The 19624-nt window shown below is 29.6% G+C and carries 15 protein-coding genes; 8 read left to right on the top strand and 7 right to left on the bottom strand.

Features of this window, described 5'->3' with window-relative positions:
• Positions 1-82: 82 nt before the first annotated feature.
• Positions 83-2446: a GAF domain-containing protein gene (locus CHB67_RS11060; RefSeq protein ID WP_089381849.1), complete on the top strand. Its 2364-nt coding sequence runs from the start codon at positions 83-85 to the stop codon at positions 2444-2446.
• On the opposite strand, the gene CHB67_RS11055 is transcribed toward CHB67_RS11060, so the two are convergent.
• On the bottom strand, positions 2435-3661 hold the full coding sequence (locus CHB67_RS11055) for a Pycsar system effector family protein (RefSeq protein WP_089381848.1): 1227 nt from the start codon (positions 3659-3661) through the stop codon (positions 2435-2437). The genes CHB67_RS11060 and CHB67_RS11055 overlap by 12 nt on opposite strands.
• Before the next feature lie 74 nt (positions 3662-3735).
• Between CHB67_RS11055 and CHB67_RS11050 the strand changes: the two genes are divergently transcribed.
• Genes CHB67_RS11050 through CHB67_RS11040 form a run of 3 tightly spaced genes read left to right on the top strand, consistent with a single transcriptional unit; the run spans position 3736 to position 9793 of the window.
• Positions 3736-7440, top strand: a complete 3705-nt coding sequence (locus CHB67_RS11050) for a metallophosphoesterase (protein ID WP_089381847.1) — start codon at positions 3736-3738, stop codon at positions 7438-7440.
• Positions 7441-7453: 13 nt separating this feature from the next.
• Complete coding sequence (locus CHB67_RS11045; protein WP_089381846.1) at positions 7454-8638, top strand: alpha/beta hydrolase; 1185 nt, start codon at positions 7454-7456, stop codon at positions 8636-8638.
• 9 nt (positions 8639-8647) lie between these two features.
• On the top strand, positions 8648-9793 hold the full coding sequence (locus tag CHB67_RS11040; RefSeq protein WP_089381845.1) for a C1 family peptidase: 1146 nt from the start codon (positions 8648-8650) through the stop codon (positions 9791-9793).
• A 300-nt stretch (positions 9794-10093) separates the two neighbouring features.
• Here CHB67_RS11040 and CHB67_RS11035 read toward each other — a convergent pair whose 3' ends face one another.
• Together CHB67_RS11035 and menD are read right to left on the bottom strand one after the other, a co-directional pair.
• Positions 10094-10510: a S1 RNA-binding domain-containing protein gene (locus CHB67_RS11035; RefSeq protein WP_089381844.1), complete on the bottom strand. Its 417-nt coding sequence runs from the start codon at positions 10508-10510 to the stop codon at positions 10094-10096.
• A gap of 2 nt (positions 10511-10512) precedes the next feature.
• A complete protein-coding gene (gene menD / locus CHB67_RS11030; protein ID WP_089381843.1) occupies positions 10513-12180 on the bottom strand; it encodes a 2-succinyl-5-enolpyruvyl-6-hydroxy-3-cyclohexene-1-carboxylic-acid synthase in 1668 nt (555 codons plus the stop codon).
• Between the two features lie 165 nt (positions 12181-12345).
• On the opposite strand from menD, the gene CHB67_RS11025 reads away from it, so the two are divergent.
• Entirely contained in the window at positions 12346-13479 is a 1134-nt protein-coding gene (locus tag CHB67_RS11025) for a helix-turn-helix domain-containing protein (protein ID WP_089381842.1), read from the top strand.
• Positions 13480-13658: 179 nt separating this feature from the next.
• Here CHB67_RS11025 and CHB67_RS11020 read toward each other — a convergent pair whose 3' ends face one another.
• From CHB67_RS11020 to CHB67_RS11010, 3 genes are read right to left on the bottom strand one after another with little or no spacing between them, the layout of a single operon-like run.
• Complete coding sequence (locus tag CHB67_RS11020; protein ID WP_089381841.1) at positions 13659-14729, bottom strand: isochorismate synthase; 1071 nt, start codon at positions 14727-14729, stop codon at positions 13659-13661.
• 6 nt (positions 14730-14735) lie between these two features.
• The gene (locus CHB67_RS11015; RefSeq protein WP_089381840.1) at positions 14736-15596 is read right to left on the bottom strand and encodes an alpha/beta fold hydrolase; all 861 of its coding nucleotides are present in this window, start codon (positions 15594-15596) and stop codon (positions 14736-14738) included.
• Positions 15597-16016 carry a PaaI family thioesterase gene (locus CHB67_RS11010; RefSeq protein WP_089381839.1) on the bottom strand — a complete coding sequence of 140 codons (420 nt, stop codon included), beginning with the start codon at positions 16014-16016 and terminating at the stop codon, positions 15597-15599.
• Between the two features lie 70 nt (positions 16017-16086).
• Here CHB67_RS11010 and CHB67_RS11005 point away from each other — a divergent pair, with 70 nt between their 5' ends.
• On the top strand, positions 16087-16596 hold the full coding sequence (locus CHB67_RS11005) for an IS1096 element passenger TnpR family protein (RefSeq protein WP_089381838.1): 510 nt from the start codon (positions 16087-16089) through the stop codon (positions 16594-16596).
• Positions 16597-16686: 90 nt separating this feature from the next.
• On the opposite strand, the gene CHB67_RS11000 is transcribed toward CHB67_RS11005, so the two are convergent.
• Positions 16687-17751, bottom strand: coding sequence for a hypothetical protein (locus tag CHB67_RS11000; RefSeq protein WP_089381837.1), 1065 nt, complete (start codon positions 17749-17751; stop codon positions 16687-16689).
• 91 nt (positions 17752-17842) lie between these two features.
• Here CHB67_RS11000 and CHB67_RS10995 point away from each other — a divergent pair, with 91 nt between their 5' ends.
• Together CHB67_RS10995 and CHB67_RS10990 are read left to right on the top strand one after the other, a co-directional pair.
• Entirely contained in the window at positions 17843-18745 is a 903-nt protein-coding gene (locus tag CHB67_RS10995; RefSeq protein WP_089381836.1) for an ABC transporter ATP-binding protein, read from the top strand.
• A 1-nt stretch (position 18746) separates the two neighbouring features.
• On the top strand, positions 18747-19580 hold the full coding sequence (locus CHB67_RS10990; protein ID WP_089381835.1) for an ABC transporter permease: 834 nt from the start codon (positions 18747-18749) through the stop codon (positions 19578-19580).
• Positions 19581-19624 lie beyond the last annotated feature (44 nt).

Below are 19624 nucleotides of genomic sequence, written 5' to 3'. Positions count from 1 at the left end.
GTAACCAAGCTCATGTAATTCCGATTGTAATTCGTAATTTTGTTATTGTAAAACCGACAATAGAAATTGAAAAGCTGTCCAAATGAGAATTATACCTTCAAATTATACTAAAACAACCGATTTGCCTTTAAAACTACATATTAGTTTTGAAGCTGTTTTTGAGTACCTTGAAAGCATCATTCAACAAAAAAACCATTATTTATACCACGCAGCTGTTAAACTACTGGAAGAATACAAAGCGTACCCTGAACTTAGATTGGGTTTTGAAGACCCTAAGAAATTAGAAAAATACAACGCTCAAATCGACAAATTGTTAGACATTTTATTTCCTGAAATGTTGCAAACAAACGAAATTAAAGCAGCAAGCATTCCTTTTGAATTTACAACATTTAAACTCTCTACTAGGTTTGAAAAACTATTAGATGATGCTGGTGATGAGTATAGATTAAAACTTCGGAATTTTGATGAAAATAACACCTACATACTTTCTTGTGCGTTTATTTTAGGCTACTGCTACCATGTAAATATTGATTTTAGAAGACCTTTTTATTACGATATACCAACCAGTACCGGTTTAATTAAACACTACAAAACGCTTTACAACGGAGATTTTTTTAAAGTAAAACCTTTAGCAAATGCTCCTGAAATTACAGATGAAGATATTCACTTATTACTAGATAACTTCAATAATATTGATATTTGGAAAGAAAAATTCCCACCAAATAGTTACGAATTTAAAGGTTTTGGCATCATAAACCTTGTAGATGCTACTGGTGATCAATCGTTAACAAACTTAAAAGAAAATCTACTAAAAAACGATCAAGAAGCCTTCAATAGAATTGGGGAAAGTATTGCTAAATTATATAATTCTTCAACCATTGAATTTGGTATCTCGTCATACACCCGTATCGATCATCATTTTGAATTCAACAGAACTATTGAAAACAATAGCTTCATAACCAATAAACTTGAAGTTAAAAATAACAGTTTTGAAAGCTTCTTTTGTAATGGTATCGCTTCAAAGGTTTTTGAAAATAAAGAATTATTGGCCATTTCTGATATTCAAAAATATGGCGAACAAAACAACCTTAATGGATTCTACAAAGCATTAAAAGCTAATCATATTGAAAGTATTATATTGGTTCCTTTACAACTAAATGAAAATTTATTGGTACTATTAGAACTAGTTTCCCCAAAAAAATATGAACTAAATTCAATAAACGCATACAAATTAAAAGATGTTATTCCTGATTTTAAAATCGCTGTAAAACGATTTATTGAAGAGTTCAATAACAAATTAGAATCTATCATTCAAGAAAATTATACGGCCATTCACCCTAGTGTAAAATGGAAGTTTTATGAAGAAGCTGAACAGCATTTATTCAGCATAAAAAACAACCAAAAAATACACAATTTAAATAGTATTGTTTTTGAACAAGTTACACCTCTTTATGGGCAAAGTGACATAAAAGGTTCTTCAACCGCAAGAAATATTGCCATTCAGGAAGATTTAGTGAAGCAATTAAAATTAGCTTCTGCTATTATTGAAAAAGCCTTTAAAAAATATAAATTACCTATTTATAACGATTTAATTTTTAGAATTGAAGAGTGTTTACACAACATAAAAAAAGGATTAAATTCTGGTGATGAGAATAGTTTAACGGACTTTTTACAAAAAGATATTTACCCTGTTTTTAATCATTTAAAAAAATTAGACAAAACACTGCAAAACGACATTTCGGATTATATGAATTTAATTGATGATGAATTACATGTAATTTATTACAAGCGAAAAATGTACGACGATAGTGTAAATACGTTAAATGAAACGTTGGCTCGTTTTATTGATCAGAAGCAAGAAGAAGCTCAAGAAATGTTTCCTCATTATTTTGAACGCTACAAAACCGATGGTATTGATCACAATATGTACATTGGTCAATCTCTAGTTAAAAATAAAACTTATGATCCTATTTATTTGAATAATTTAAGATTGTGGCAATTACAAATGATGTGTGAGGTTGAGCAAATTGCCCATCATTTAAAAAGTACATTACCACATCCGTTAGAAATTGCTTCTTTAATATTGGTTCATAGCAACCCGTTAGCAATTAAATTTAGAATGGATGAGAAAAAATTTGATGTTGACGGCGCTTACAATATTAGATACGAAATTATTAAAAAACGTATTGATAAAGTGCATATTAAAAACACCAACGAACGTTTAACAAAACCCGGTAAAATTGCAATTGTTTATAGCCAATCTAAAGACATGACTGACTATATGCAACATATAAAATATTTACAATCTAATGGTTATTTGTTAAATACAATTGAAGAATTAGACCTTGAAAATTTACAAGGTATTTCTGGTTTAAAAGCTTTAAGAGTTACTATAAATTATTCTAACTCGCTAAACAATACTTTAAACGAAGTTTTAAAACAATAAATCAAAAAAACTAGGCTCAATTGCTCCAGTTTCTACTCTCATTATTCGAAAAGAAATAATAAAGGCAATTACTGAAACCACAATACCAATCATAAAAATAGTGTAGGCAATTCTTAATAATTTATATTTTTTTTGAAGTACGATTCCCAAAAAGTACAAATCTTTCATTAAGGATTTATACAAGTAATTATAATCTCCCATAACTTCAAACATCCCCTCCTGAAATTCTTCTAATTTCATTTTATAAAAATTACCAAAAAACAACAAATTCACTTTTTTATTGGCTACATCTTCCTTGGTAAAATCTCCTGATGTTACTTTTGGACGGGTAGCTAAAATTGAAAATATAATGGTAGAAACAGTAATTACTAAAAAAATAAGTGTTGGATAAATTAAATATGAATTACCTGCTTTGTCAAGTTTAGGAACTAGGGTTGTTAAAACTATAGACATCATAATTGCACTCACAGAAAGTAAAATATTTGATTTTGTATCTGCAATATCACTCAATTTGATATGATTTCTTAACGTAACGCGAAACATTGTTTCTATGCCTTTTTCAGGTGTATCGATTTTTTTTAATGACTTCTTTTTGGGCTTTTCAACAGCTTTCTCCTTCATTTTTTTTAAATCTTTATGCTGTTTTAATATATTTATTGATTTTTGATGATTGAAGTTTTCATAAGCATAGTTTGTAAAAAACGAATGGGTAGTTAAAAAATTCTCATTTTCACAACACCAATCAAATTCTGATACATTTTTATAACCTAATAAATCCCACTCTAACTTTAATAGTTCTGATTTTTCTTTGAAGTCTTTCTTCCCTAAATGCACTAAATCGGCATCACAAATTATTTCTTCTAACTTATTTTTTGGTTTTTGAGGCATTTTAGTCGCATCTATTAATGCTTCTATTTGTGCGATACTTTCTTTTTTGAAGCTTTTATTTGCTAAAAATTCAGCAGCCATTTTTTTACTTTCAGCCTCATGATTTTTATACCCTTTTACATTTCCCACATCATGAAACCAAGCAGCTAACAACAAGATTTCCATCTCTTTACCTGAAATATGTTCAGCATTTCCTATTTCAAAAGCAGCATTTACGACTTCAACAGTATGATTAAAATTATGATATACTACTTCCGCAGGAAGTTCATTTTTGAACAAATTAAACACATAACTTCTTACTTCTTTAAAAAAATCATTTTGTAGCATTTCATCTAATTAAAAACCAACAATAAAAATACATTATTTTATGTATTTTTAAACTTTAAATTTAAACACCATCAATGAGTCGATTTAATAGTGCTAAACTTTCATTTTTTTTAATTACTCTTTTTATTGCTGGTTGTGCTTCTTACAATAAGCAATATAGTGAATCTATTACAATTGAACATCAGGAAAACTACGAATCTAGCGATGAAATTGACCATACATTTTATTTAATTGGTGATGCTGGAAACGCAAGTTTTAGCAATCCGTTAAGCCACTTTAAGCTCTTAAAAAAAGAACTTTCAACAACAAATACAAATGCTACCGTTTTATTTTTGGGTGATAATATTTATGAAAAGGGAATGCCTAAAAAATCGGATCCTGAAAGAGATTTAGCAGAACATAGATTGAACACTCAAATTGATTTGGTAAAAGATTTTAAAGGCACTCCTATATTTATACCTGGAAATCATGACTATTACAATGATGGTATTGAAGGCTTAGAAAGAGAAGCTAATTATATTACAAAACAATTAGATGATAAAGATTCTTTTTTACCAAAAAATGGTTGTCCAATTACCATGCTTGATATTTCTGAAGAGATTGCTTTAATTATTATTGATTCGCAATGGTACCTTGAAAACTGGGATAAAAACCCAGCTATGAATGCCAATTGTGAAATAAAAACTAGAACAAAGTTTTTTCAAGAATATGAACGTTTAATTAAAAAAAACACACTAAAAACAACTGTTGTAGCTATTCATCACCCTATGTTTAGTTATGGATCTCATGCGGGGCACTATTCTTTAAAAGCCCAACTTTATCCTACAGGAGGTTCGTTTCCTTTACCAATAATTGGAAGTCTAGTTAATGTTTTACGTAAAACAAGTGGTCTTTCCTCCCAAGATATGATAAATCCATATTATCAGGACCTTAGAAAAAGATTATTAACTATTAGCCAAAAACAAGAAAATATTATTTTTGTTTCTGGTCACGAGCACAATTTACAGTACATTGTAAATGATAAAATTCCACAAATTATTAGTGGTTCAGGTTCAAAAACTTCACCAGCAAGGGTTATTGAAGGCAGTAAATTCTCTTACGGAGGATTGGGTTATGCTAAATTTGTAAAATATAAAAATGGAGCCTCTTGGGTGTATTACTATACTGAAACGAATGGCATAAAAGAATTGCTTTTTAAAGCCAACATTCAGAATACAAAAACTATTGAAGATATAAATAAGTATGATTTGAATTTTCCTGACACCATAGCCGCCTCAATCTACCTTCAAAAAGATACAGAAAAAAGTAATGCCTTCATCAGCTTTTGGGGTACGCATTATCGAAAATATTATGGTATTAAAATAAAGGCTTCAACGGTAAATTTAGACACTTTATTTGGAGGCTTAAAACCTGTTCGAAAAGGTGGCGGTAATCAATCTCGTTCATTAAGACTTCAAAATGCATCTGGACAAGAGTTTGTTATGAGAGCATTACACAAAAGCGCTACACAATATTTACAAGCTGTAGCTTTTAGAGATCAATATATTAAAGATGAATACTCTAATACGTATACTGAAAGTTTATTACTAGACATTTATACTACGGCTCATCCTTATGCTCCTATAACTATTGGAAAATTAGCTAACGCTGCTGATGTACTTCACGCTAACCCAGTTTTATATTTTGTTCCGAAGCAACCATCTCTTGAACAATTCAATACCAATTTTGGTGGTGAATTGTATTTGATTGAAGAACGTGCTACCTCTGGTCACGGAGATAAAAATAATTTTGGCAATTCAAACACAATTATAAGTACAGATGATTTTTATAAGAATTTAAGAAAATCTGACGATTTTTATTTGGATGAAGCTAGTTATATTAGAGCTCGTTTATTTGATATGTTAATTGGTGATTGGGATAGACATCAAGATCAATGGCGATGGGCTGAATTTAAAAAGAATGGTAAAACAATGTACAAGCCTATACCAAGAGATAGAGATCAAGCTTTTTCTATTTATGATGGTTTTGCTTTAGGCGCCATAAGTCGCATAGTTCCAGGATTAAAATTTCTTCAAATTTATGATGAGGATATACGAAATGTAAAATGGTTTAATCACGCACCTTTTCCGTTAGACTTGTCACTTATACAAAAAGCTACTTATAACGATTGGAAAGAACAAGTTGCCTTTCTTCAAAAAAATATTACCAATAAAGTTATTGATGAAGCATTGTCTGAAATGCCTTTAGAAGTTCAAGATGAAACCATTTCAATAATCAAGCAAAAATTAAAAGGTCGTTTAAATAATTTATATAAAATAGCTGGTGAGTACTATGAACATTTAATAAAATATCCTATTGTAACAGGTAACGATAAAGATAATTTATTTGAAATTAAACGTTTAAAAAATGGGATTACAGAAATAACTATTTCAAATATTAAAAAAGATAAAAAAGGCACCGAAATATTCAATAAAACGTATTCTAAAAAAGAAACTAAAGAGATTTGGATTTACGGATTAGATGATAGCGATACATTTATTGTCTCTGGAGAAAAAAAGAATGCTATTACGCTAAAAATTATTGGAGGTCAAAACAATGACATTTACAATATAAAAAGTGGTAAAAGAGTTACTGTTTATGATTTCTATTCAAAAAAAAACACGTTTAAAACTAATAAAGGTCGGAAACGTTTATTTGATGATTACGACATGAATTTGTACAACTTTAAAAAATATAAGTACACTCAAAACAGAATTAAGCCAGCTATTGGCGCAAACCCTGACGATGGATTAAAAATTGGTGTTTCTGATATTTTCACTATTTATGGCTTTGAAAGAAATCCGTTTTCTCAACAACATATTATTAACCTAAGCTATTATTTTGCTTCTAGTGGTTACGATTTAAGGTACAGTGGTGAATTTGCCAATGTTTTTAATAAATGGAATATTTTAGTAGAAGGCCTTTTTACAAGTCCGAACTTTACACATAATTTTTATGGCTATGGAAACGATTCCAAAAACCTACAAGATATTTTTGGAAAAGACTATCACAGAGTTAGAATTAGCACATACGCCGCTTCTCCTTCTTTAAAATGGACAGGAAGAATGGGAGGTGAAATTAAATTTGGACCGACATTTGAAAGTATAGAAATTGAAAAAACAGACAATCGTTTTATTAATTTATTCCCTATTTTTAATGAAAAAAGACACAATTACGTGGGTGTAAGAACTTCCTATTACTATGAAAATTTTAATAAAAGTACATTTCCAACACTTGGAATGGCAGTTGGTTTTAAAGCTGGTTGGCGGACAAATATAAATACTGATACTTCTGAAAACAATGGGTATATTACACCTGCTATAGGATTTAATTACAAATTAACAACAAACGGTAAATTAATGTTAGCAACAAAATTTAAAGGAAATATAATAATTGGTGACAATTTTAAGTTTTATAATGCAGCAAGTATTGGTGGAGATGATGGTTTGCGTGGTTATAATAACAACCGTTTTACAGGAAATACATCATATTATAACAATACAGATATTCGCTATAATTTCACCAAAATAAAAACAAAGATTGTTCCTTTTCAAATTGGTGCTTTTGGCGGGTTTGATTATGGTAGGGTTTGGTATAAAGGCGAAGATTCTAACGGTTGGAAAACCTCCTATGGTGGAGGAATTTGGGCAGATGCAGCTGAATTAATTAATTTTAATTTATCTTTTTTTGGGTCAAAAGATGGTACCCGTGTTCGATTTGGTTTAGGTTTTGAATTTTAAAATATAAAAAATTATGAAAAAATTAGTACTACTTTTTACAATGTGTTTGGTTAGTTACCAAAGTTGGTCGCAAAACATTCAACTAAAAAATTTCAATTCAAATGAATTAGGAATTGAGCGTTCAATTAAAATTTACATTCCGCCTAGTTATGAAATTGATTCAACCAAGTTTTATCCACTTACCATTGTTTTAGATGCTGAATATTTGTTTGATGTTTATGTAGGAAACGCTATTTTATTTGCAAACAAAGAAGAGGCACCAGAACAAATTATTGTAGGAATCAACCAAAATAAATACAACGAACGTTATGAAGATTGTTCGTATTTAAAAGAAAATAGTTTTCCTACCGAGCAAGGTGAAGCTTTTTACCGTTTTATTAGAAGTGAATTATTTGATTATTTTGAAGAAAATTATCGTGTTTCTCCATTCAAAACCATTGTTGGAAATACATTAACTGGCAATTATATAAATTATTTTTTAATTGAAGATTATCCTGCTTTTAATGCATTTATAAATGTAAGCCCTTATTACGCTATGGACATGCCAACGCTAATTCAAAACAAAGTAAAACAGCTAAACACCGAAAATGTATATTACTACCTTTCAACAACAAAACAAAATTCAGAAAAACGACAAGCAGCAATTACAAACACTAATAGTTTGTTAAGCGCTCTATCCAACGAAAAGTTTAAATACAAGTTTGATACTTTTGAAAACAGTTCAAAAACAGCTTCAATTGGCCAGTCAATTTCTAGTGCTTTATCGTTTATTTTCGACTTATATTCAGCTATTTCTAAAGAAGAATTTGACACCAATATTAAAAACCTTTCACCACCTGATGCGATTGCTTATTTAGAAAATAAATATGTTGAAATTGAATATCTTTTTGGAAGTAATTTAAAAATTAGAGAGCAAGATATATTTGCCATTGAATCTATTATTTTAGATAAAGAAAACGGCGATTATTTAAAGAATTTTGGCGAAATGATTAACAAATTATATGAAGAATCTCCAATTGGAGATTATTATATTGGTCGTTATTATGAAACCGGACAAAAGTTAAAACAGGCACTTAATTATTATAAAAGTGGTTATATGAAGCTTCCTGAAGGCGATCCAAATGCCGATGCTTATTACGAAAATGTTGAACGTGTTTTAGCAAAAAGAGATGGAACTTACACAGAACCTAAAAATTAAAAATATATTATGAGACAAACCCTATTTACAATTGCATTTTTATGCATTTCAACAATCTTTTACGCGCAAGAAGATACTGTTGTTAAAGTTCATATTCCTACGGAACAAAAATACGAATTCACAACCGTTATTGATATTGAAGCTTCTGCAGTAAAAAGTCAAGGAAACACAGGAACTTGTTGGAGCTTTTCTACCTCTTCATTTTTAGAATCTGAAATATTCAGAAGTTCAGGAAAAATGATTGATATTTCTGAAATGTACAATGTTAGAAATGCTTATATGGACAAATCTTGGAATTATGTAATGCGACAAGGTAAAATTCAATTTAGCGAAGGAGGATTGGCACACGATGTGATGAATTCAGTTCAAAAAAATGGTTTACAGCCAGAAATTGCTTATTCAGGTTTATTGGGTAATGCTAAAATACATAACCACGCTAAAATTGTTCCTGACCTTAAAGAAGTATTAGATGCTTATATTAAAAACGATAAAAATTCTAAACACAGCAATTGGAAAGTAGCTGTTGATTCAATATTAACAGTTCATTTAGGAACTCCTTCAGCAACATTTCTCTATGAAGGAATTGAATACAACGCTATGTCATTTTTAAAAATGACCAATATAAAACCAAACAACTATATTACATTAACTTCATTTTTACACCAGCCTTTTCATACTGAATTTGTATTGAATATTCCCGACAATTTTTCAAACGGAAGTTTTTATAATATTCCATTAAATGAGTTAGTTGATGGAGTTGATATAGCGTTAGATAAAGGATATACCTTGGCTTTAGATTGCGATGTTTCTGAAAAAACATTTTCTTCAAAATATGGTGTAGCCATATTACCAAATAATCCAAATGAAACAGAAAAATCATTGACTTATATTGTAACAGAAAAAGATGTTACTCCAGAATTTAGACAAGAAGAGTTTGAGAATTTTAATACTACCGATGATCATTTAATGCATATTGTAGGTTTGGTAAAAGATCAAAATGGAACAGAATATTACAAAGTAAAAAATTCTTGGGGTACAAATAGCAACCGAATAGGAAACAATGGTTACGTGTATATGAGTAAAGCTTTTTTCAAACTTAAAACCATTTCGGTAATGGTTCATAAAGATGCTGTAAGTGATCTTATAGAGTTATAACAATAAAAATAACGACAACCTGTACTTGATTCAAATTCTATTATAAATATGATAAGTTTTTGGATCAAGTGTAGAATAATTAGCTTTGAAAATTAGACATAAAAAAGAGGCTGTTTAAACGTAAAATTTTCGTCAACATGAAACTCGGTTCCTGAGCGGAGCCGAAGGATGATTTAGGCTCTCATAATGATTGACTATCAGCATAATGAGATTCTAAAACACACTTCGACAAACTCAGTGTGACATATCTAGAATGACTAATTTTGATACTTTCAGACAGCTTCTTTTTATATGATTTTTTTACTTCACAAAAGAAATTCCTTCATCAGAAATAGCAATTAATTTTTGACGAAACAACCCGCCAACAGCACTTTTAAATGCTTTCTTACTCATTCCTAATTGGTATTTAATATCGTTAGGGTCACTTTTATCATGCAATGCTAAAACCCCATCATGTTGTCTTAAAGCATTTAAAATGGTAATTTCATTTTTTACAATAGTTTGTTTAAAACCAACTGCTTGTAAGCTTACATCAATCTTTTCATCGTCACGTATTTTTTTAACGTAACCAACTAACCTTTGTCCTTCTTCTATTTTTTGATACAGTTCATTTCTGTATAACATTCCTTCATATTCCTCTTCAATTAAAACTGTAAAACCAATTCCTGCTTTTCTAACTACAATTAAATCTACTTTATCTCCTACTTTTAAATCCATTTTTATTCTTTTAAATTGTTGAAATACGCTTTTAACACGGTATCATTTATTTCTCTTGGTGTAAATATTTCTAATAGTTTTGGTGCATTAGAAGTATTGTAAAATTTAGAAAGCTTGCTTTCTAAATTGGTTATATTTGAAACACTTGAATATTCAAATTTATGCATTTTACACAAATGTTCGGCTGTTAAATTGTGTGGTGTTTCAAAATAATCTAAGGCGTTAGATTTTTGAGGCCCTGGTATAAATCTAAAAATACCTCCACCTCCATTATTTACCACAATAATTCTAAACGCATTAGGTATATAACTATTCCAAAGTGCATTATTATCATAAAAAAAACTAATATCTCCTGTGATAAAAACCGTATTTTTTTCTAAAACTACCGCTGCTCCAATTGCTGTGCTTGTACTGCCGTCAATTCCGCTAGTACCTCTGTTGCAAAAAACCTGTAGTGTTTTGTTTAAATCAAATAACTGTGTATACCTAATTACAGCGCTATTACTTACCTGTAATAATGAATTATTTGGAATACTTTTTAATAAAATAGCAACCGTTTTTAAATCTGAAAATTCACAATCTTCAATAAACTTATCGTGTTTTTTTAAACGAAGTTCTTTTTTTTGCAACCAAAATTGTTGGTAATTACTAGCTACTGGTTTTGTTAAAAAGAAAAACTGACTAAAAAATAACTGTGGTGAAATTTCAAAATGATGCTTTAAACAATGAAACGTATCAAAAGCCCTTTTACTATCTATATGCCAATGTAGCTTTGGTTGAATTTTACGTAAATGTTGTTTTATTTTTTTTGAAACAATCATACCTCCTAAACTCAATAAAATATCGGGCTGAAAAGCTTCTAGTTCATTTGATTCTAAAGGAAATATCAATTTATCAATACTATTAATAAATTTAGCATGTGAAACATTTGCTGTATTTTCTATAAGCACCAAAACCGAAGGGTCTTTAGTGAAATGTGCTAATTGCGTTTGCAACAATTCATCAGGAATACACGCACCAACCAATACCATTTTTTTTGTAGAACTATTCCAAACATCCGCAAATTTTTGAAGTTCATCAACATCTAAAGGAATTTCTTCAACCGTTGAATCTACTTTATCTAATGTAATTAATTCAGAAGTAGTTTCATACAAAGGTTCATCAAAAGGAACATTGATATGTACAGGTCCTTTTTCTACCATTGCAATTTCGATTGTTTCTTGTAACATTTCTGCAATCGAATTTTCTACGTTTAAATGTTCAACCAAACTAATTGAATTTAGGATATGGTTTTCAAAAACATTTTCTTGCCGAATAGTTTGCCCATCTCCAATATCTATTAAATGTGCTGGCCTATCTGCTGAAATTACCACTAACGGTATATTGCTGTAAAATGCTTCTGCAATTGCCGGATAATAATTTAATAATGCTGAACCTGAAGTACAAACAATTGCAACTGGTTTTTGCAACTGTTGTGCCATTCCTAAAGCAAAAAAAGCAGCACTTCGCTCATCAACAATACTATAGGTTTTAATCTCTAAATGATTTGAAAAACCTATGGTTAATGGAGCATTTCTTGAACCTGGAGAAATAACCACTTGTTCAATACCATTTGCTATGCATGAAGCGATTACTAACTGAGCCAATTTATTTTTTGGAAACTGCGTCATTCATTAAAAATATTAACGCTGCAAAGTTAAAGAAACTTATCATAGTACAATAATTAAGGCCTTTCAAATTCACCCTTGATAAATATCATCTAATTACCCACAAATAACACTTAATTTTAGTAGATAAAAACATACAAATCAACCCATTATAAGTAACCCTAAGTTATGATAAAAATAGTTGCCTTATTATCTACACTTTTCATAAACCTTTATGGCGCTATCTTTTTGTTTGCAACAAGTTCAAAAAAATTTAAAAATCGTTTTTTCTTAGGGCTATTCTTCTTCAATAGTTTTTTATTATTTGTTGGTCATTTTTTGTCGTTTAATGAATACTGGATTACGTTTAGATATTTTGATTTTATTTTCTTAAGCGCATTGCTCGCTTTTTACCCCCTGTATTACATTTATATTTACAGTGCCTTTAATTTTAATATTGTAGCAACTAAAAAAAGTTATCATTTTATTCCACCAATTTTAGTTGCTTTACTTATGTTTATTATGGTTTTATCTACGAGTTGGGAGAATTACGAAATGTATATGAATAACAATTTATACGGTACTGAAATTACAACCAAAGAAGCTTTATGGCTAAGTTATATGTATAAGGGAAGTCGGTTTTTTCATTTAGGTCAAATATTGTTTTATAATTATTTAACCATTCGATTTCTTATTATCGCAAAAAACAAAATGCAAAATTTCTATTCAAACCTTGATAAGTTTCAGCTACAATATTTTTACATTGTAACGATATCCTTTATCGTACTTATGTCGATTCCTGGATTTTATGTTACCGTAATTGGAAGAACTCCTTTAGATGAAAACGGTTTACAGTTATTATTTATGTGCAGCTTGTTTACGCTATTATTTATTATTTTGGCAATTGTAGGTTTAAGGCAAATTCCTGCGGAAATAAATTTAAGTAATAACATTGAAACAACTAAAGATGCAACAATACATCTAAAGGAATTAAACACAATTGAAGCCGAATTATTAACTTATTTTAAAAACGACAAACCTTGGTTAGATCCGCAATTAAATATTTTACAAGTGGCAAAACACATTGGTACAAACCGCTCCTATGTTTCAAATATTATAAACGAGCAAATTGGTTGTAATTTTAATCAGTTTGTAAATAGCTATAGAATTAATGAAGCAAAACTACTCCTGAAAAAAAGCCCTAAACTTTCTATTGCTGAAATAAGCGAACTTTCCGGTTTTGGTTCCGTAAATTCATTTATACGAATTTTTAAAGCCAGTGAACATAAAACACCTGCTCTCTTTAAAAAATTAAATTCTTAATTTTTACGATTTGAGTATTCAATTTTATGATTTAAAGACCCAAACACCTTAAATATTTTTACATTTATAACTCAAAAAAGAACATACTAAGTTTAACAAATTACACTTAATTGGGATGTATTGCTTGAAATTTTAAATTGCGTTGAAAAAACAAAAGATTTAAACTTGGTATTTCTTTTTTATATGATTGTTTTCATAATTTCTCCCTTAAAAACAGTTTCATTCCATTCTTTTTCAGCAACACTATCTTTTGTAATTCCACCACCAATATAAAGTGCTATGGTTTCAGATTCAACTTCCATACAACGTAAATTTACATACAAATTAGTTTCCTTATGTACATTTAATTCACCTAAATAGCCCGTATAAAACTTCCGATGATAGTTTTCATTTTCTACAATAAAATTGGTAGCAATTTGTTTGGGCACCCCACAAACGGCTGGTGTTGGATGCAATGCATTTACAAGCTCTCCTAACATTTTTTCCGAAGTTAATTTCCCTGTAATATCTGTCCGAATATGTAACAAACTTCCTGCTTTTATAGTGTAAGGTTTAGAAACTTTAATGGTATCTATTGTCTTTTCTATCGTATTTAAAATATAATTTGTTACAAATTGTTGCTCTTGTTGCTCCTTCTGTTTCCAAGTTACATTTGTTGTATCCACATAGGCTTGTGTTGCTGCCAACGCCATTGTTTTAAATTGATTATTTTGAATATGAATCAATCTCTCTGGTGAGGCCCCCATCCAACAACCAATATTTGGGTGAAACCACAAATAAACCATGGCATTTTGATAGTTTTTCAACATACGTTTAAAGCTCTCTAACACCTTTAATTGGCTATATTTTATTGTTTCCTTTCTAGAAATTACAATCTTTTCAGCTGCTTTCTGTTCAATAAATTCTATTGTTTTTTGGGTCAATAAAATATGTTGCTCTTTCTCTTTTTCTAGGTCTGAAATAATTTTAGTTTTAGCATTTTGCTCAACATTAGAAACTTCATTAAAATCTTTTATAGTTATTGAAAACGTAGTAGTTTTATTTGCTGGAAAAATTATGGAAGCTTCTTTTTTATTGAAAGGTGCAAATACAAAACCACGCTCCATAAAAGAATTTACAGTGTACATTTTAGTTGTATTTTGAACAATTACTGTTACCAAATTTTCATTTGGCTTCCTATACACAACAAAAGGCAAATTTGAATTTATAATGCCTTCAATTTTTTCAAAAAAAAGAGTAATCTCCTGCAAGTTAAATTATTTTAGTTGTTTCAAAATGGTTGCTTTTATTTCCTCAAAATGTGACCAAACCAACCCGTGTCCGGCACCGTTCAAAGTTACTAATTCAAACTTATTTGGTGTAAATATCTTATTTAAATACAATGAATTTTCATAAGGAACAATCCAATCCTTAGAACCGTGCATACTCAAAACCTTTGAAGGCGTTGAATCCCAGTGAGTTTCAAAATTTAATAAATCTTTTTTATGTGATAATTTTTCTATGGAAGCCGCTTGCCAAGCTAAAGGAACCAACCAACGCGTACTATTCCATTTATAAAAATTCAACGCCCATGGCATTGGCTCTACTTCTGAATAAACAGCAGGTGCTAGCAACACCACCTTTTTGTACTTTTTTTTTGAAGCTAACACAATAGGACCTCCATACGAGTAACCAACTAAAACGGTGTTATTAATCTTTAAATTTTTGGTAAAATCTTCTAACAATTCAACTTCAAAAGCTATAGATTCTTGCACTTCACCAGTTTGTTGTTCGCCATATCCTACCCTATCATACGCTAATAAATTAGCATTTTTATTTAGCTCACTATCCATTAAATAGCTTTTAAAATCGAGCACTGAACCTATGGAGCCGTGAATAAAAACTAATGATGGAAGCGTTGTGTCAATTTCTTTTTGGGTGGCTAAAACTCGATACTTAAAATCTTTAAACTGCTTTTGTGTTATAAAAACTTTAGCATTATTTTCTTTAAACTCTTTTTGAATATACGCATCAGACTTTGGTTGAGAAAATCGATAAAAAAACACTGCTAAAACAACAACTAATAGTAAAAAAACTATCGTAATTATTTTAAGTATTTTATAAATTCTCTTCCGCATTTATTTTTTATTCGCTAAAATATAGTTGGTGATTTTACATAATGAAATCACTCTATTTCTTTCATCAACAATTTTAATTTCAACCAAATGAATTGTTTTTCCTTTATGAATAATTGTAGCCGTAGCTGTAACTAAACCACTTTTTACACTTCGTAAATGATTGGCTGAAAATTCTATACCACGCACTGAATACTTTTCACGATCTATGGCTAAAATTGAAGCTGGACTACCAACACTTTCAGCTAAAGCCATTGTTGCACCGCCATTTAAAATCCCATCGGGTTGATGAACGCGGTAATCAACTGGCATTGTAGCTACTAAAAAATCTTCCCCTAAATCGGTGTATTTAATATTCAATGTTTCATTTAATGTATTTTCACACATTTTATTTAACATTTCTAAGGTTGCTTTTTTGTCCATATAATTTCAAAGTTGAATGGTAAAAATAAGAATTTAAAATAGTAACTTTGCAACAATTTAAAAAACTATTATGGCCTACAAATTTCGAGTAATATTAGATGTTGAAGAAGATGTGTTTAGAGATATTATTGTTGCAAGTAACATTCACTTAGAAGAGTTACATTTTACCATTGCAAAATCTTTTGGTTTTAAAGGTCAAGAAATGGCTTCTTTTTATACAACGGATGTTAATTGGGAGCAAGGAGAAGAAATTCCGTTGTTTGACATGTCTGAAGATGGAATGGCAATTACTATGGAAAAATGCTTAGTTGCAGAGACCTTTAAACGCAAAGGAGACAAATTAATTTACGTGTACGATTTTATGTCTATGTGGTCATTTTTTGTTGAAGTTACAGATATAGCCGACGCTACTGAAGAAAACTTACCAATTATAGCGCTTTCATTTGGAGATGTTCCTGATGAAGCTCCTGAAAAAGAATTTACAGCAGAAATTTCTTTAGATGATGAAGATGAAATTGATATTTTTAATGACGAAAATAACTTTGATAGTATTGATGATCTTGATTTAGATAATTATTAATCAACTATTCAATCGCTAAAAAACCTTCTATTTTATAAAATTTAATAATTAAAGCTTCATACCTTCGTGTGAAGCTTTAATTTTAGTGTATTAACGAATAATGTATGTGTTTACATTTTCGTAATTTCTAATTACAAATTTAAAAGCCACATCTAAAATACCTCCCATAGACGTAGGTTCTTTAAAATTTAAATCGCCCGTATATTTTTTCAAATCCATTTTTAATTGATCTATTTTTTCAGGAGTTGAAATTTGGTCATTACTCATACAATCAATCAACCTATGAATACGTATGTGAGAACCTTTTAAACGCCTAGCTATTGCTGAACGTTCTTCTTTTTTATATTGCTCAACAGATTCTGGTCCTAAATTATCCGATACCATTTTAACAAAAGGATAATTCTCTTTAAAAAACTGCGGATAGTATACTTTTAAATTCCCTTCATAACTTTGCTGATCAAAATCCATTGCTCTAATTCTATATTCAACCTGATCAAAATCGTACGAAGCAACAATCACGTAATTATAAGAACGCATATCGCCTAGCAAACGAATCATACAACGTTCATTGAATTTTACAAATTCTTTAGAAAGTCTTCTTAAACCACTTTTTGAAACTTGCTTTAAATTCTCCAGTAAAAATTGATCTCCAGGAATACCTAGTACATGCTCTTCAATTAAGGTATCTTTATAAATTAGAAAGTTGATATTATTTGGAGATAATATATGTTCTAACTCTAAGCCATAAACTCTGGAAGCATCGGCTTTTTTCACATAAATATAAGTGTGATTATCGTTTAATACATTTCTAATTTTAATTCTAAAAGGTTTAGAATTTCCAAACGTACAATAATCAATTCCATCAATATTTAAAAAAGATAAAGAGTCTTCCCCACCATCACCGTGAAGAATCATATACATCCGTTTTAAACTTAATTCAATTTCATCACGCTCATGTTCAGGATAATAAACACGTACCCATAAGGTATCTTCACCTTTTTTATCATACAAATTTATAGCTCCTGCAAAACGCAACAAATCATCATAAAAAACAGGTATTTTAATACTTCTACTGTATTTGGTTAAATACTCAGACAATTCTTGATTTATTGGAAATGCTGGTTTTTTCTTTGATATTAATTGCTGTTCCTCCATACTTTTTATAAATTAATCCGAGCAAATTTACTATATTGCTGTAACAAATCTTACAATTCTTCGTCTTAATTTTATACTAAACACCAAACTATTGGAAACAATTATATCTCTTAACAAGCTCAATAAAAAATTTGGAGCCATTCACGCAGTAAATAATTTATCATTTGATATCAAAAAAGGAAACGTTTATGGAATTCTAGGTCCTAACGGAAGTGGAAAATCTACCACCTTGGGAATTATCTTAAATGTTGTCAACAAAACTTCTGGAAGTTTTAGCTGGTTTGATGGTAGCTTATCCACACATCAGGCACTAAAAAAAGTAGGCGCTATTATAGAACGCCCTAACTTTTACCCGTATATGACCGCCGCTCAAAATCTTGATTTGGTGTGCAAAATTAAAGAAGTTGACCGTTCTAATATTGATGAAAAATTAAAAATTGTTAATTTATACGAACGACGAAACAGTAAATTCAAAACATTTTCTTTGGGAATGAAACAACGCTTAGCCATTGCTTCGGCGTTGTTAAATAATCCTGAAATTTTAATTTTAGATGAACCAACCAACGGACTAGATCCGCAGGGAATTCACGAAATACGAAAAATTATTAAAGACATTGCTGCAACTGGTACCACTATTTTATTGGCTTCACATTTATTAGATGAAGTTGAAAAAGTTTGTACACATGTTGTGGTTATTAGAGAAGGCGTAAAATTATATTCAGGAAGAGTAGATGAATTGACCGCTTCACATGGCTTGTTTGAATTAAAGGTTGAAGATGATTCAGAAAAACTAATCAAATTACTGTCTAAATTTGAAGGTATTTCTTCAATAAAAAATGACGAAGACATTATTATTGCCACTTTAAGCAAACCTGTAACTGCAACAGAAATAAACAGTTACTTATTTCAAAATGGTGTACTTTTATCACATTTGGTAAAACGTAAACCAAGCTTAGAACAACAATTTTTATCATTAACCAACAACAAAAATTAAAATGCTACGATTACTAAATATTGAAATCCATAAATTAAAATACAACAGAGCAAGTAGAATTTTAATTCTTATTTATTTTACCTTATTGACATCTATTGCACTAATTGCAGCCATTAAATTTGATATTGGTCCTATTAAATTTCATTTAGCAGAAATGGGTATTTTTAACTTCCCATACATTTGGCATTTCAACACTTATGTAGCATCATTATTAAAATTATTTTTACTTCTTGTTATTGTATCTATGATGGCTAATGAATATAGTAACAAAACCCTTAAACAGAATTTAATAGATGGTTTAAGTAAAAAAGAATTTATTCTTTCTAAATTTTATACCGTAATCCTATTTTCAGCAATTTCAACATTATTTGTTTTTTCTGTATCACTAATTCTTGGATTTATATATTCAGATTATACTGAATTATCAATAATATTAATGGATTTAGAGTATTTACCTGCATTCTTTTTAAAACTAGTAGGCTTTTTCTCGTTTGGATTATATCTAGGGATTTTAGTCAAACGATCTGCCTTTGCAGTTGGAGCTATGATAATTTGGTATATTATTGAATGGTTAATATTTGCAATTTTAGGTTGGAAAGCTGTTTCTTGGGAAACTGCACAAAAAATTAAAAACTTTTTACCTCTTGAAGCATTAAGTAACCTAATTAAAGAGCCAGGTTCTAGACTAGATGCTGTTAAAACGGTTGCAAAACAAGTTGGAGAGGATTTATCAAAAGATTTTTCGGTACAACCTTTAGATCTTATAATTGCGATTGCTTGGACGTTTCTATTTATCTATTTATCGTACGCTTTATTAAAAAAACGTGATTTGTAATATTTTACAGTATTTTTTGAAATTATTTTTTATTCATATTTAAA

Source organism: Lutibacter agarilyticus, assembly GCF_900188235.1.
Taxonomy (GTDB): Bacteria; Bacteroidota; Bacteroidia; order Flavobacteriales; family Flavobacteriaceae; genus Lutibacter; species Lutibacter agarilyticus.
This window is presented reverse-complemented; position numbering and strand designations above follow the sequence as displayed.

Coding starts and splice junctions, on each gene's coding strand:
- CHB67_RS11015 (WP_089381840.1), bottom strand. CDS start 15,596: ATGCGGAAGAGAATTTATAAAATACTTAAAATAATTACGATAGTTTTT.
- CHB67_RS11025 (WP_089381842.1), top strand. CDS start 12,346: ATGATAAAAATAGTTGCCTTATTATCTACACTTTTCATAAACCTTTAT.
- CHB67_RS11060 (WP_089381849.1), top strand. CDS start 83: ATGAGAATTATACCTTCAAATTATACTAAAACAACCGATTTGCCTTTA.
- menD (WP_089381843.1), bottom strand. CDS start 12,180: ATGACGCAGTTTCCAAAAAATAAATTGGCTCAGTTAGTAATCGCTTCA.
- CHB67_RS11005 (WP_089381838.1), top strand. CDS start 16,087: ATGGCCTACAAATTTCGAGTAATATTAGATGTTGAAGAAGATGTGTTT.
- CHB67_RS11040 (WP_089381845.1), top strand. CDS start 8,648: ATGAGACAAACCCTATTTACAATTGCATTTTTATGCATTTCAACAATC.
- CHB67_RS11045 (WP_089381846.1), top strand. CDS start 7,454: ATGAAAAAATTAGTACTACTTTTTACAATGTGTTTGGTTAGTTACCAA.
- CHB67_RS11010 (WP_089381839.1), bottom strand. CDS start 16,016: ATGGACAAAAAAGCAACCTTAGAAATGTTAAATAAAATGTGTGAAAAT.
- CHB67_RS11050 (WP_089381847.1), top strand. CDS start 3,736: ATGAGTCGATTTAATAGTGCTAAACTTTCATTTTTTTTAATTACTCTT.
- CHB67_RS11035 (WP_089381844.1), bottom strand. CDS start 10,510: ATGGATTTAAAAGTAGGAGATAAAGTAGATTTAATTGTAGTTAGAAAA.
- CHB67_RS11055 (WP_089381848.1), bottom strand. CDS start 3,661: ATGCTACAAAATGATTTTTTTAAAGAAGTAAGAAGTTATGTGTTTAAT.
- CHB67_RS10990 (WP_089381835.1), top strand. CDS start 18,747: ATGCTACGATTACTAAATATTGAAATCCATAAATTAAAATACAACAGA.
- CHB67_RS11000 (WP_089381837.1), bottom strand. CDS start 17,751: ATGGAGGAACAGCAATTAATATCAAAGAAAAAACCAGCATTTCCAATA.